Genomic DNA, 13,892 nt, shown 5'->3' with positions numbered 1-13,892 from the left:
GAGTACCCACGGTCCCCCGTTACCCGTTCGGAGCCTCCTCACGCCGCGAACCGCGCAGCCACGGGGGTTCCGCGCCCGTGGCCCGCTCGTGCGCGCCCGCGTCCCGCTCCGGGCCGTACGCCGCACCGACCACCCCACCGGGAAAGGCCCGGACCCGGTTCCGTGTGCCGTACCGGCGAGCCCCGCGGGGCGCCTCCCCGTTGTGGAGGTTCGCCGCCCGTGTCCCCGGCCAGGGGCTCCGGGCCCCGAACGGGTTCAGGCCGAGTCCGGTGTGCCCCGGAAGGTGCGCCGGTAGGCGCTGGGGGACACGCCCAGTTCGGCGTGCATGTGCTGGCGCAGCGACGCCGCCGTGCCGAAACCCGCCTCGTGCGCGACCCTGTCCACCGGCAGGTCCGACTCCTCCAACAGCTGCCGGGCCCGGTCCAGGCGCTGCTGGGCGACCCACTGACCGGGCGAGAGCCCCACCTCGTCGCGGAAACGGCGGGTGAGGGTACGCACGCTCACGGCCTCCTGGAGGGCCATCTCCCGCAGACCCGGCTGGAGGTGCAGGTGTTCCAGGGCCCAGGCGCGCGCCCGACCCGTCGCGGCACGCTCCGGCGCGGGCACGGGACGGCGGATGTACTGGGCCTGGCCGCCGTCGCGGTGGGGCGGGACGACGGTGCTGCGCGCCACCTCGTTGGCCACGGCGGTGCCGTGGTCGAGCCGGATCATGTGCAGGCCCAGGTCGATGCCCGAGGCGACCCCGGCAGCTGTCAGTACACGCCCGTTGTCGGTGTACAGCACGTCCGGGTCCAGGTCGATGCCGGGGTACATGGCGCGGAAGTAGCCCGCGGACTTCCAGTGGGTGGTCACGCGGCACCCGTCCAGGAGCCCGGCCGCGGCGAGCACGAACGCGCCGGTGCAGATCGAGGCCACGCGCGCGTTCGGCGGGATGCGCGCGACGGCCGCGGCCAGAGCCGGTGCGAGGGGGGCGTGCGGGCGTTCGCCGTAGTCCTCGTCGGCGGCGGGCAGGATCACCGTGTCCGCCTCGTCGAGGGCCTCCGGTCCGTGGGCCACGTTGATCGTGAAGTCGGTGTCGGTGCTGATCTCCCCCGGTTCCAGCGCGCAGGTGACGACCTCGTAGAGCAGCTCCCCGTCGGCGCTCCGGGCCTGGCCGAACAGGCGGTGGACGATGCCCGCCTCGATGGGCAGCAGGCCGTGCCGGACGAGGACGGCCACGCGGTGGCGGCCGGGCCGCGAGAAAATCCTCATGGCCTGATTCTTGCGCATGTTGGCTTTCGGGACACTGTCGGGGGAGGTGCCCGCGCAGGAGCCTGAGGCCATGGCCGAGAACACCGCTTCCGCGCAAGAGCCCGCACGCACGCCGTTCCACCGCGCCTGGCTGGTCGCCCTCGTCGCGTGCCTGACCATCGTCGCCGCGGCGGCCTTCGCCGCGATGCCCGGAGTCCTGACCGATCCCCTGCACGCCGAGTACGGGTGGTCCCGCGGGGCGATCGGTGCGGCGGCCTCGGTCAACATGCTCGTCTACGGCCTGATCGCCCCCTTCGCCGCGGCGCTGATGGACCGGTTCGGTGTCCGCGGGGTCGCCCTGACGGCCCTGGGCGCCGTCGTGGCGGGGGCCGGACTGACCCTCGTCATGACCACCGCCTGGCAGCTGACCCTCTACTGGGGGCTGCTCGTCGGCGCGGGCACGGGGTCACTGGCGATGACGTTCGCCGCCACGGTGGCCGACAACTGGTTCGTCCGACGCCGTGGGCTGGTCATCGGCGCCCTGACCGGGGCCAGCGCCTTCGGCCAGCTGGTGTTCCTCCCCGCGCTGGCCTGGATCGTGGACCACCGGGGATGGCGTCCGGCCATCGTGACCCTGGTGCTGACGGCGGGCGTCATGATCGTCCTCGTCGCCCTGGTGCTGCGGAACCACCCGGCCGACCTGGGGCAGCGCCCCTACGGTTCCCCGGTCTTCGTGGACAGGCCCCGGGCGGACCGGGGCGCGGCGCGCCGGACCGTGCGGGTCCTGTCCTCCTCGGTGCGCAGCCGCCGGTTCTGGCTCCTGGGCGGAGCGTTCGCGGTGTGCGGCGCGACCACCAACGGCATCATGTGGACCCATTTCGTACCCGCCGCCCAGGACCAGGGGATGGCCGTCACGGTCGCGGCGGCGCTGGTGTCGGCGATCGGCGTCTTCTCCCTGGCGGGGACGGTCCTGTCCGGATGGCTCACCGACCGGGTGGACCCGCGCCTGCTCCTGGTCGCCTGCTACGCGGGTCGGGGCGTGCTCCTGGCCGCGCTGCCCGTGCTGCTGGGGCCGGACGCCGGAGCGGCGATGGCGGCCTTCGTCATGGTGTTCGGCCTGCTCGACGTCGCGACGGTGCCCCCGACCATCCTGCTGTGCCGCCGGCTCTTCGGCGCCGACGGGGCCATCGTCTTCGGGTGGGTCAACGCCGTCCACCAGGGCGGCGCGGGGGCCATGGCGGTCTTCGGCGGCTTCGTCCGCGACGCGGGCGGAAGCTACGGGCCGGTGTGGCTGACGGGCGCCGCCCTGTGCGCCGTCGCCGCGATGCTGGCCTTCAGGGTGCCGCGCGGTACGGGCTCCGACCTCGCGGACGAGGGGCCCGGAGGGGCCCGTGACCACGAGCGGAGGAGGGTGTGAGCGCGATGGGGGACACCGGAACCCGGGGCGGCGCCGAGGGTCCCGCGGGCGCCGCTGCCGGGGTCGACCCGGGCACGGCCCGCGGGGCCGGGCGCCCGTCACCAGGGTTCTCCGCCGTGCTGGTGGTCCTCGCCGCCCTGGTGGCCTACGTGGGGTTCGCCGGGCTGGAGCAGGGACTGCGCGCGGCGCGCGGCGAGGGAGTACCGGGCGTGTTCACCGCGACGAGCATCACCTGCGTCCAGCACCCGGGGCACGAGTCGTGCACCTGCAACGGCACCTTCACCGGTGCGGGGGGAGGGGAGCCGCGCGGGGTCTACCTGCACGCGGCCGGGCGCGACACCTGCGAGGAGGGCGTGCGGATCCCGGCCGTGGACGCCGGGGCCGCCAACCGCGTCTACGGCCCCGACGGCTCCCGGGAGTGGATCCTGTCCTCGCTCGTCCTCGCGGCGTGCCCGGCCCTGGTCGGCGGTGTCGCGGCGAACTGGGTGCGCTACCTGCGGCGCGGACCGGCGAAGGAGTGACCGGCCCCGGACGCGGGCCGCCCCGGACGGACCCGGAGGCCCGCCCGGGGCGGTGGGAACCGGTGCCCGCACGAGGGACGGGAGGCGTACGGACACCGGGCACGGGCCGGGGGACGGGCTGGGCGTGTCCGGCCCGCGGTCGGCCGGGTGGACCGTCCGCCGACCGCGGCGAGCCGCTGACCGCGCTCGGATATCGCGGCGCGGGGTCAGCCGCGCGGTGCGCCCACGGGGGCGTGCCGGTCCTCGCCCTCCCCACCGGAGACGTCGGCGGTCCGCGACTCCCCGGCGGCCGTGTCGGAGCCGGCCGTCCTGGCCTCCTCGGCCTCCGAGCCGTCGCCCCCGGTTGTGCCGGAGGCCTCCGCGGCCCCGCCGGAACCCTCGGCGGGCTTGTCGTAGCTCATGAGGGCGTCCATGTCGATGCTGTCCGGGTTCCTCAGCGTGTGGGCGAGGCGCTCGCGGTCCAGGCCGCCGGTCCAGCGGGCGATGACCAGGGTGCCCACCGCGTTGCCGATGAGGTTGGTCAGGGCGCGGCCCTCGGACATGAAGCGGTCGATGCCGACGATGAGCGCGATGCCCGCCAGCGGGATCACGTCGCCGAACGCGGCCAGCGAGGCGGCCAGGGTCACCAGACCGGCACCGCTGACGCCCGCCGCGCCCTTGCTGGAGAGCAGCATGAACAGCAGCAGTCCGACCTGGGTCCAGACGGAGATGTCCGAACCGGTGGCCTGGGCGATGAAGATGGCGCCCATGGTCATGTAGATGGCGGTACCGTCCAGGTTGAAGGAGTACCCGGTCGGGATGGTCAGGCCCACCACGGACTTCTTGGCGCCCGCGGCCTCCAGCTTGGTCATCATGCGCGGCAGCACCGACTCGCTGGAGGAGGTGCCCAGCACGATGAGGAGCTCGTCGCGGATCAGGCGCACCAGGCGGAACAGGCTGAACCCGGCCAGGCGGCTGACGAGGCCCAGGACGACGACGATGAACAGGACACAGGTGACGTAGAAGCTGAGCATGAAGTAGGCGAGGCTGCTGAGCACCTGGCCGCCGTACTCGCCGATGGTGAAGGCCATGCCGCCGAAGGCGCCGACGGGCGCCGCGTACATGACGATCTTGATGACGCCGAACATGATGTGCGACATCGTGTCCAGGGCGCGGACGGCGGGCTCGCCGCGCCTGCCGAGCATGGTCAGGGCGCAGGCGACCAGGATGGCCAGGACCAGGACCTGGATCAGCTCGCCCTCCACGAACGCGGAGAAGAACGAGTCGGGGATCATGTGGAGGATGAAGCCGGAGAAACCGGTTCCGCCCGCCTCGGCCTCGGCGATGGTGTCCGCGGCGTCGGCCTCGTCGAAGGACACGTTCAGGCCCACGCCCGGACGCATGACGTTGACGGTGACCAGGCCGATGGCCAGGGCGATCACGGTCAGCGCGGTGAAGTACACCAGGGTGCGCAGGGCCAGCCCGCCCGCCTTGGCCAGGTTGCCCAGACCGGCGATGCCCACGACGACGGTGCAGAAGATGGTCGGGGCGATGACGACCTTGACGAGCTTGATGAACAGGTCGGCCAGCCAGCGCATGTCCGCGGCCCAGGTCGGGAAGAGCAGACCGACGGCGATGCCGAGCGCGATACCGACGAGCACCCAGAAGTACAGGTGACGGTAGATGGGCTTCTTGCGCCTGGGCGGTGCCTTGTCGGCACTCTGCCCGGGGGCGGCGGCGCGTCCGGGGCTCGGCATGGCCTTCTCCTCCAGGTCCTGTGTAGCGGGTCACAGGAACCTTCACGCCCGAGGCGCGTAACGGCCAACCCACGAGGGGGAAACTTAAGGTTTACCTGACATTTGGTCACTTTCGGTGGCATGGCCCCGCATTTCCTTTCACTGAGGGTGTTCGTGTGTCCGGGTGCTCGCGAGGACCGGTGGCTCCCTGTGAGGGACGTGGCGGGGATGGTCGGCCCGCCTGTGCCCGGAAGGTGCCCTGACCTGCGTTGACGCCGGTCTCCGGTTCGGCCGGTGGTAACGGAGAGTGGCCGCTCTGGTGGTGGGCTCACAACGCGGACAAGACTCGGGAGGGCGCCCCGCGCCGACGCCCCCGCGCTCAGCGCCCTCGTGCCGGACTCCGGTGCGCTGCTCCCCTCTGTGCCGGGCGCCCCCGTGCAGGAGCCCTCACGCCGGGCGGCTCCAGGCCCCGGCGGCCCCGGCCCGGCGGACGTACTCGGCGAAGTCCGAGGCCGGGCGGCCCAGCGCCTTCTCCACCCCGTCGGCGGGTTCGGCGTTGCGGCCGTCCAGGATCTCGCCGAACAGCTCGGTCAGCCCCCGGGCCACCTCCTCGGGCAGCCCCGCGGCGACCGCCCCGGCGACGAACTCCTCCGGCGGGACCCGGCGGCAGACGACGGGGTACCCGGCGGCCCCACCGATCAGACGGGTGGCCTCGGTGAACGTCAGTGCCCGGGGCCCGGTCAGCTCGTACAGCTCACCGGCGTGCCCGTCCTCCGTCAGCGCCCGGGCCGCGATCTCCGCGACGTCGTCGAGATCCACGAACGGCTCGGGCACGTCCGGCACCGGCAGGGCCACAGTGCCCTCCAGGACCGGCCCGAGCAGGAAGCTCTCGGAGAAGTCCTGCGCGAAGACCGAGCAGCGCAGCACGGTCAGGTCGGGGAACACACCGCGCACGGCGTGCTCCGCGCGCTCGGCCCCCTCCTCGCCTCGGCCCGACAGCAGCACCGCGCGCCGGACACCGCTCCGGGCGGCACGGGAGGCGAACGCGGCGACGGCCTCGTCGGCCCCGGGAAAGGCCAGGTCGGGGTGGTAGCACAGGTAGACGGAGGCGACCCCCTCCAGGACGGCGTCCCATGTGGCGGGTTCGTGCCAGTCGAAGCGGGGCCGGCCGGAGCGGGAGCCGACCCGGACGTCGGCGCCGTGCTCGCGCAGCAGGCGGGTGACGCGGCGGCCGGTCATGCCGGTGCCGCCGGTGACGAGGACGTGTTGTGTGGTCATGTCCCCCAGTCCACCAGCCGGGGGCTGGACGGAACATAGCCAGAACGCTGGTGTGCATAAGCGTCCGTCTGAATCCGGCGCGGTCCCCGCTGCCCTCGGACGCGGCCTCCTCGGAGGAGCCCGCGCGTTCGGCGGCAGAGCCCTGAGCCCCCGTCCGCGTCACTAGGGTGAGGCCGTGGACCCCCTCGTGCACCTCCTGGACGGACCACGCGCGCGCGGCGCCTTCACCCTGCGCACCGTCATGAGCCCGCCCTGGGGCATCGACATCCGCGACGAGGCCGCGCTCACCCTGGTCGTGGTCACCTCCGGGCGCGCCTGGGTGGCGGCGAGCGGAGAGGAGGCCGAGGCCGGTCCCGGCGACCTGGTGCTCGTGCGCGGCCCGGAGCCCTACGTGATCGCCGACAGCCCGGGCCGGGAGCCCACCGTCACCGCTCTGCCGGGTGCGCGGTGCGTGGCCCGCGACGGCGCGGAGGTCCACGTGTCCATGAGCCACGGCGTCGGCACCTGGGGGAACGACCCCGACGGCACCGACACCATGGTCGTGGGCGCCTACCTGGACGACAGCGAGGTCGGCCGCCTCGCCCTGGCCGCGCTGCCGTCGCTGGCGGTGCTCTCCGAGGGTCGGGTCGACCCCGCGCTGGTGGAACTGCTCGCACGCGAGATCACCACCGGCCACGTCGCCCAGACCAGCCTCAACGACCGGCTCCTGGACTGCCTGCTGGTGATGGCGGTGCGCGCCTGGCTGGAGGACAACCCCGACAGCGCGCCCAACTGGCTCACCGCCCGCAGCGACCCCGTCGTCGCGCGGGCGCTGGAGCTGGTCCACGAGCGCGTCGCCGACCCCTGGACGCTGGAGTCCCTGGCGGGGGAGTGCGCGGTCTCCCGCGCGACCCTGGCCGCGCGCTTCCAGCGGGCCGTTGGTACCCCTCCGATGACCTACCTGCGCACCTGGCGGCTGACGGTGGCCTGCGACCTGCTCACCGCCAGCCCGGGGCTGGGCCTGGAGGCCGTGGCCGCCCGGGTGGGCTACGGGAGCGCGTTCGCGTTCAGTTCCGCGTTCAAGAACCACACGGGCGCGAGCCCGTCCGCGTATCGGGCCGCCCGGGCCGAACGCGTGCCGTAGGAGGCCTGACGCGGTCCCGAGCCACGTGGTTGGGTAGGTGTCCCCGAGACCCCGGGACCAGGGCACGGTAGAAGGGGGACGCGATGACCGACAGGACCCAGGCGTTCGACCAGCTCAGCGAGGGTTATCGCCGTTTCCGGCCGGGATACCCCCGTTCCCTGCTCGACCGGTTGCGCGCCCACGTCCTCGCCGGTGAGCGGAGTTCCTGGCCCGAGCCCTGGCTCCTGCTCGACGTCGGCGCGGGGACGGGCATCTCCACCCGCGCCCTGCGCCACGTCTTCGGCCCGGATCCTCGTGTGGTCGGCGTCGAGCCGGGGCGTTCCATGCGGGCCACCGCCACCGGGGAACCCGACGGGGCCGAGTACGTGGACGGCCGTGCCGAGGAGGTCCCCTTCCCCGACGCGTCGGCCTCCCTCGTGCTGGCCGCACAGGCCGTCCACTGATTCGACCGGTCGGCCTTCTATGCCGAGGCCGCGCGCCTGCTCCTGCCCGGCGGCACCGTCGCGGTCCTCAACAACGACCGCGACTGGACGGCCAGTGCGTTCGTCGACGCCCACGAGAGCCTGATGGAGGAGTACGGCGACCACTACCGGCGCGACTACCGCGCCTACGACACCGTCGCCGAGATGGAAGCCCGGGAGGGCCTTTCCAACGCCACCGAGTTCACCACCGCCTGGACGCGCGAGCTCGACACCGCTGGCTTCGTCGGGAGCGCGCTGTCCTCCAGCAGGATGGCCGCCGTGGTCCGCAACATCGGCGAGGAGCGCACCCGGGCCGCCCTCACCGAGCTCGTCGCCGCGCACTTCCCCGACGGGAACGTGCGCGTCCCCTACGTCACGCGGCTCCACCTGGCCCGCCGGACGCCGTAGCCGCACACCGGTGTCCGCTCAAGGCCGAAGTCCGGCTGCTCCAGGTCACGGTTTCGGGCGACACATCGCAGGGGCGTCCCCGAGGCCAACACGGTTTGGCGCAACGAAGCGGCGGGCGCGCGGGGGAGTTCGGCGGCGACGTCCTCACACGTGCCGTGCACGGAACTTCCAGGGCCTTTGCCGAGGGCGGCGTTCAGGGCATGAGCGGAGCGGCGCGGCGGGCCAGTTTCCCGTCTGCGCACCTCAGAACCGCCTGGAGGTATGCGGTGCCGTTGTCGTCTGGGACGAGGGCGAGCACCCGATGCCTGGACTGGGTGTGCTCGCAGTGGAACTGGCGGGGAGAGGGAAGCGGAAGCCCGCTATCGGACATGGTCCGACCCCACAGCGAATACCGCGCCTTATCGAGCGCAGGAGCGTGGGACTCCGCTGGTGGGTGAGGTACGGCCACGCCCCCGGACGGACGGAGGGAGAGGAACCGCTGGTGCCCCCGATGCGATCAGCGACCCGTGCCGGCCAAGACCCATGCTGTCCGTCTCATGTGGATGCGGCCAGGCTTCCGTAACGGTCAGCCGAGCCGCTTCTTGAAGCCGACGTGGGAGGCGGTGTACCCCAACCGCTCGTAGAAGCGGTGGGCGTCCTCCCGCGAGGCGTCCGAGGTCAGCTGGAGCATGGCGGCTCCCCGGCGGCGGGCCTCCTCCTCGGCCCAGGCCAGCAGGTCGGTGCCCAGGCCGCCGCCGCGCACGTCCGAGTGCACCCGCACCGCCTCCACCTGGGCGCGGGTCGCGCCCCGGTGGGACAGGCCCGGCAGGAACGTCAGCTGGAGGGTTCCCACCACCCGGCCCCCGCGGCGGGCCACCGCCAGGAACTGGTGCGGGTCGGCGTCGATCACCTCGAAGGCCGCCAGATAGGGGGCCAGGTTCCCGGGATCCTCGCGCCGGGCGCCCAGTTCGTCGTCGGCGAGCATGGCGACGATCGCCGCCACGTCCTCGGCGCGGGCCCGGTCGATGGTGATGCCCTCGTTCAAGGGTGCTCCGTTCGTCGTCAGGCGTTCCGGCGCTGCCGGACGCGGTCGCCGGGCCCCGCCCCGAGCGGTTCCGGGGGAGCGGGGGTCCGGCCCTCCGGAGCGCTCGCCCGCGGCGCGGGCGGGGTCGGTCCGGGGCGGGGGATTACGGGAACAGCAGCGCGGCCACGGCTTCGAGGTCCGCCACCACGGTGGTCGCGTGCGCGAGGTCCCCGGGGGCGGTCGTGGAGGCCACGGCCACCACGGGCATGCCCGCGTCCAGGCCGGAGCGGACGCCGCTCACGGAGTCCTCCACCACCACGCACCGCCCGGGGGAGACCCCCATGCGTTCGGCGCCCAGCAGGTACGGGGCCGGGTGGGGCTTGCCCCGGGCCACCTGGTCGGCGGTCACCAGCACGCGGGGGAGGGGCAGCCCCGCCGTCGCGATCCGCGAACGCGCGATCCGGTCGCTCCCGGACGTGACGATCGCCCATGGGCGTCCGTGCGCGTCGAGTTCGGTCAGGAGTTCGCGTGCGCCGGGCACGCCCCGGACGCCGTCCCCGGCGGCGGCCTCGTGGTCCTCGATCCGCGGCGCCTCGGCCAACGGGTCCAGGTGCGGGGCGAAGAGGCGGGCCAGATCCACGTCGGTCCGCCCGTGGTGGTGTTCGAGCACCGCGCCGACGTCCAGGCCGCGTTCCACGGCCCACGCGGTCAGCCCCGCGCGGATGCTCGCCGTGGAGTCCACCAGCACGCCGTCCAGGTCGAACAGCACGGTCGCCTCGTCGTAGCCGCCCACGTCACTCCCTCGTCCGCTTCTCGCCAGGCACTCCAGGGTGCCATCCGCGACCGCCGGGGCGTCGGCGGCGGTACCCCTGCCGGACCGCCGGGAGCGGGGGCCGGCCGGATCCGGCACGGCGACCGGCCGTCTTCCGCCCGTCCGACGAGGACGCGCCTGGAGACGGGTGCGCCACCACGGGCATGTCAATTACAGTTGACCCATGGACGCCGAACAGCTGACCGCCCTCGCCCGCACCACCGGAGCCGACGACCCGCTGGTGGGCCTGGACGCCACCGTCCAACTGCGCAGGGAGATGGAGCGGGTCGAGGCCGTCCTCGTCCGCCGCGCCCGCAACCGCGGCTCCACCTGGGCCGAGATCGCCGGGGTGCTCGGCGTGTCCAAGCAGGCCATCCACAAGAAGTACGGAGGCCGCGGGCTCTTCGGCGGGCAGGAGTAGGAACGCCGCACCGGACCGGCACCGCCGGTCGGCGCGGCGCCCTCTGTCAGCGCAGTGCCGCCGCGAACCGCTCCATCCGCTCGCCGAAGCCCTCCGCGTCGCCGAACCACACCGCCACCGCGTCCGCTCCGGCGGCGGTCAGCTCCCGGAACAGCCCGACGGCGCGTTCGAACTCCTCCTCGCCACCGGACCAGGCGATCCGCATTCCCGCGCGCACCGGCCGCGGGGTCAGCTCCCGCAGCCGGTTCCGGGCCTCCACGAACCCCGCCGTGTCCAGTCCCACGCCCTGCCACACGTCGGCCCACTCGGCGGCCCGCCGCAGCGCCCGGTCGGACGTGCCGCCCACCATCACGGGTACGCGCCGCGCCGGACGGGGCGCGAACACCCCGCGTTCGTAGGAGTGGAAGCGCCCCTCGAACGGACCCTCGCCCTCGAACAGGTGCCGTAGCAGCCGCAGCGTCTCGTCGGTCCGGGCGCCGCGCGTGGCGAAGTCCGACCCCACGGCCTCGAACTCCTCTCGCGACCAGCCGGTCCCCACGCCCAGGACGAAGCGCCCCTCGGACAGGGCGTCCAGGGTCGCCACCTGCTTCGCCAGCACGAACGGGTCGCGCATCGGCGCCACCAGCACCGACGTGCCCAGCCGGATTCGCCGGGTCAGGGCAGCCAGGTGGGCCAGGGCCACCAGCGGCTCGTACACGCCGCCGAAGGTGCGGCCGTACGGCGCGGGCGGCAGCAGGTGGTCGGGCAGCCACACCGCGTCCACGCCCAGCTCCTCGGCGCGAACCCCCAGTTCGACGAGGGTTCTCGGGGACATCTGCGCGGACTCGTCGGGCAGGACCACCTGGAGGGGCGTTCCCGTGATCGGTTCGGTCAACTCGCTCATGGAGTGACGGTAGACGGTGCCACCGGTGTGAGGGCGAGGACGGGCCAGATATTCCTGCACCGTCCTCGCCGGAACGCCGGAACGCCGGAACGCCGGAACGCCTACCGGGGCGAGGGCAGGGACACCTCGACCAGCACCGCCCTGTGGTCGGTGCCGGTCACCTCCACGACCTCCAGGCCGTCGACGCCCATCCGGGGGTGCACCAGCACGTGGTCGATGGCCAGGCCCGGCACCGCCCGCCCCACCGGCCACGTGGGCTCCAGCCCCTCGCCCAGGACCGCGGCCGAGCTCAGGTACCCCGCGTCCAGGACCTCGCGCAGCGCCGCGTGGTCGAGCGTGGCGTTGAAGTCCCCGGCCAGGACCCGCATCGTGTCCGGGTCGCCCGCCTCGGCCAGGCCCTCCAGCTCCCCGCGCCAGGAGGCGGTGTAGGCGGGGGACAGCGGCGGCGGGACGTGCACCGACGTCACCTCCAGCACGTCGTCCTCCCCGTCCCCGTCGCCGTCCTCGGGCAGCCGCACGACGGCGGTCGGCATCGCGAACGTGTTGTGTCCCGCCTCCCCGCCGCCGGTGTCGGTGAGCGGGAAGGCCGAGTGGACGGTGCTTCCGTGCACGCCCCGGGGGTCGGAGCGGTCGACGGCGTGCGGCAGCAGGCCGTCCAGCCCGGCGGCGGACAGCTCGCGCACCAGGTCGGGGGTGACCTCCTGGAGGGCGAGCACGTCCACCTCCCGGTCGCGCACCAGCGACACCACCCGCGCCGCGTCGGCGCCGCCGCCGAGCATGTTCAGGGTCATGATCCGCACGACCGGACCGCCCGCCGAGGTCACGCCGAACGGCACCGCGCGGGGCACGACCACGGCGGCCAGCGCCAACGTCACCGCGGTCAGGACCGCCATGGACCCCCAGCGCCGCAGCAGTCCGGCCACCACCGCCGCCAGGGGCGCGGCGGCCAGCACGTAGGGCGCGAAGGCCAGCGCGGGCACCAGGGGCCAGCCCCGTTCCAGGCCCAGGACCCGCAGCAGGGCGAACACGGCGAACCCCGCGGCGGCCAGCGTGACCAGGACGGTCACCGCGGGGGAGCGGCCGGGGACCCCGGAGGCCCCGCCGCCCGCCGGTTCCGTGCCGCTTCCCGGTGCCTGTACGCGTTCCATCGCCGTCCTCCCCGGAGCGGACGCCGCCGTCCGCCCTTCACCGGGTTAGGACTACACCACCGCGGCGGGGGTTCGGGGCGCTGACGTATCCGACCCCGGCGGCACCGAGCCCCCGGGCGCCCCCTCAACAGGCGCGGGCGGCCGCCACCAGGCGCCGGTGCACCTCCTCCAGGCACGGGTTGTCCGCCACCCCCGGGCGCCGTACCAGGTACAGCGTGGTGACCGGCGGCTCCTCCGGGGCCAGGAGCTCCACCAGGCGCCCCTCGGCCAGCGTCTCCCGGCACAGGTGGCGCGGCAGCACCGTCACCCCCGCCCCCGCCGTGACGGCCGACACCACCCCGCGCAGGTCGGGCGCGGTGACCGCGGGTGCACACGTCAGCCGCACCCCGAACACCTGCCGCCAGTAGCGGCGCAGGACCGACAGCTCGTCGTCGTGGGCCACCAGCGGGACCGCGCACAGCGCGGAGGCGCCCTGGCGCAGGAGCCGGTCGCGGCCGATCCGGTCCGCCCACGCCGGCGACGCCACCAGCACGAACTCCTCGTCGGCGAGGGGTTCGGCGACCAGGGTCCGCCCCCGCGGTCGCACCGCGGAGACCACCAGGTCGTGCCGGTCCCGGCGCAGCTCCTCCAGCAGGTCCTCGGCCGGGCCGGTGCGCACGCGCAGCCGCAGGCCGCCCTCCACCAGGGGCGCGAGCGCGGGCAGCACCAGCGCGTGCAGCGCCTCGGCGGGGCCCGCCACGCGCAGCGGCGCGGGCGACGCGGACGCGCCGCCGCCGTCGCGCCCGGCGACCACCTCCAGCGCGTCCAGGGGCCCGGCCACGCGCGCGGCCAGGTCGTTGGCCTCGGCGGTCGGGGCCACCCCTCGGGGCAGCCTCTCGAAGAGGGGGTGTCCGAGCCGCCGCTCCAGGGAACGGATCTGGGTGGTGACCGTGGGCTGCGACAGACGCAGCAACTGCGCGGCGGCGGTGAAGGACCCCGACCGGTGTACCGCCAGGAAGGTCCTCAACTGCTGCAGATCGAGCGGCCCGCCGGGCGGCGGATCGGCCGCCGTGCCCGAACCATTGACATTCCTATAGCTCACCTCGCCGATTTTATTGGTCGGTGAATGGGTGGTCGGACTAGATCGTTGATGGGGGTTTGGTGTCCTGGTCAGTGGTCGTAAGCGATCAATGACCGCTTGACCGGGGCACCCACCAGCCAGTTGTGCCAGATCGCGGCGTTGAGCGCGCAGATACGCTGGCACACCCTGGCCCACAGCCCCTCGCTGGTGCGCGCGGCGTGGCGTTCCAGACCGAGTTGGTTCTTCAACGTCCAGATGACGGCCTCGATCCGCTGCCGCAGCCAGGACGGGAACACCTCCACCCCGGGTTCGGGCTCGTCCCCGCGCACCGGACGGATGAGCGGATGGCCCAGCTTCGCCGCAGCGGCCTCGATCCCGGCCCCGGCGAAGCCCTTGTCGCACACAATCGGGCA

Annotated in this window: 12 protein-coding genes and 2 pseudogenes; 5 read left to right on the top strand and 9 right to left on the bottom strand. The window is 74.0% G+C overall.

Features of this window, described 5'->3' with window-relative positions; all coding sequences use genetic code 11:
* Positions 1-255: 255 nt before the first annotated feature.
* Positions 256-1,251 (bottom strand): GlxA family transcriptional regulator, encoded by a 996-nt coding sequence (locus G011_RS0107540; RefSeq protein WP_026338113.1) that lies wholly within the window; start codon positions 1,249-1,251, stop codon positions 256-258.
* A 70-nt stretch (positions 1,252-1,321) separates the two neighbouring features.
* On the opposite strand from G011_RS0107540, the gene G011_RS0107535 reads away from it, so the two are divergent.
* A complete protein-coding gene (locus G011_RS0107535; RefSeq protein ID WP_019607941.1) occupies positions 1,322-2,647 on the top strand; it encodes an MFS transporter in 1,326 nt (441 codons plus the stop codon).
* A gap of 5 nt (positions 2,648-2,652) precedes the next feature.
* Positions 2,653-3,168: a hypothetical protein gene (locus G011_RS0107530; protein WP_019607940.1), complete on the top strand. Its 516-nt coding sequence runs from the start codon at positions 2,653-2,655 to the stop codon at positions 3,166-3,168.
* 206 nt (positions 3,169-3,374) lie between these two features.
* Here G011_RS0107530 and dctA read toward each other — a convergent pair whose 3' ends face one another.
* Complete coding sequence (dctA, locus tag G011_RS0107525; RefSeq protein WP_019607939.1) at positions 3,375-4,904, bottom strand: C4-dicarboxylate transporter DctA; 1,530 nt, start codon at positions 4,902-4,904, stop codon at positions 3,375-3,377.
* Positions 4,905-5,330: 426 nt separating this feature from the next.
* Complete coding sequence (locus G011_RS0107520) at positions 5,331-6,161, bottom strand: NAD-dependent epimerase/dehydratase family protein (RefSeq protein WP_019607938.1); 831 nt, start codon at positions 6,159-6,161, stop codon at positions 5,331-5,333.
* A 175-nt stretch (positions 6,162-6,336) separates the two neighbouring features.
* On the opposite strand from G011_RS0107520, the gene G011_RS0107515 reads away from it, so the two are divergent.
* Positions 6,337-7,284, top strand: coding sequence for an AraC family transcriptional regulator (locus G011_RS0107515; protein ID WP_019607937.1), 948 nt, complete (start codon positions 6,337-6,339; stop codon positions 7,282-7,284).
* 83 nt (positions 7,285-7,367) lie between these two features.
* Positions 7,368-8,153 (top strand): annotated as a pseudogene (locus G011_RS29620) (class I SAM-dependent methyltransferase).
* 565 nt (positions 8,154-8,718) lie between these two features.
* On the opposite strand, the gene G011_RS0107505 reads toward G011_RS29620, so the two are convergent.
* Together G011_RS0107505 and G011_RS0107500 are read right to left on the bottom strand one after the other, a co-directional pair.
* Positions 8,719-9,177 carry a GNAT family N-acetyltransferase gene (locus tag G011_RS0107505; RefSeq protein ID WP_019607934.1) on the bottom strand — a complete coding sequence of 153 codons (459 nt, stop codon included), beginning with the start codon at positions 9,175-9,177 and terminating at the stop codon, positions 8,719-8,721.
* A gap of 142 nt (positions 9,178-9,319) precedes the next feature.
* Positions 9,320-9,949, bottom strand: coding sequence for an HAD-IA family hydrolase (locus tag G011_RS0107500; RefSeq protein WP_019607933.1), 630 nt, complete (start codon positions 9,947-9,949; stop codon positions 9,320-9,322).
* Between the two features lie 202 nt (positions 9,950-10,151).
* On the opposite strand from G011_RS0107500, the gene G011_RS0107495 reads away from it, so the two are divergent.
* Positions 10,152-10,388, top strand: coding sequence for a hypothetical protein (locus tag G011_RS0107495; RefSeq protein WP_013154547.1), 237 nt, complete (start codon positions 10,152-10,154; stop codon positions 10,386-10,388).
* Positions 10,389-10,434: 46 nt separating this feature from the next.
* Here the strand turns inward: G011_RS0107495 and G011_RS0107490 are convergent, their stop codons facing one another.
* The 4 genes and pseudogenes from G011_RS0107490 to G011_RS32040 all read right to left on the bottom strand — a co-directional run.
* Positions 10,435-11,271 (bottom strand): TIGR03619 family F420-dependent LLM class oxidoreductase, encoded by an 837-nt coding sequence (locus tag G011_RS0107490; protein WP_026338112.1) that lies wholly within the window; start codon positions 11,269-11,271, stop codon positions 10,435-10,437.
* Between the two features lie 101 nt (positions 11,272-11,372).
* Positions 11,373-12,419, bottom strand: a complete 1,047-nt coding sequence (locus tag G011_RS0107485) for an endonuclease/exonuclease/phosphatase family protein (protein ID WP_019607931.1) — start codon at positions 12,417-12,419, stop codon at positions 11,373-11,375.
* Between the two features lie 124 nt (positions 12,420-12,543).
* Positions 12,544-13,500, bottom strand: a complete 957-nt coding sequence (locus tag G011_RS0107480; protein WP_255342114.1) for a LysR family transcriptional regulator — start codon at positions 13,498-13,500, stop codon at positions 12,544-12,546.
* 68 nt (positions 13,501-13,568) lie between these two features.
* Positions 13,569-13,892, bottom strand: a pseudogene (locus G011_RS32040) (hypothetical protein); the annotation flags it as partial.

Source organism: Nocardiopsis sp. CNS-639 (assembly GCF_000381685.1).
Lineage (GTDB): Bacteria > Actinomycetota > Actinomycetes > Streptosporangiales > Streptosporangiaceae > Nocardiopsis > Nocardiopsis dassonvillei.
This window is presented reverse-complemented; position numbering and strand designations above follow the sequence as displayed.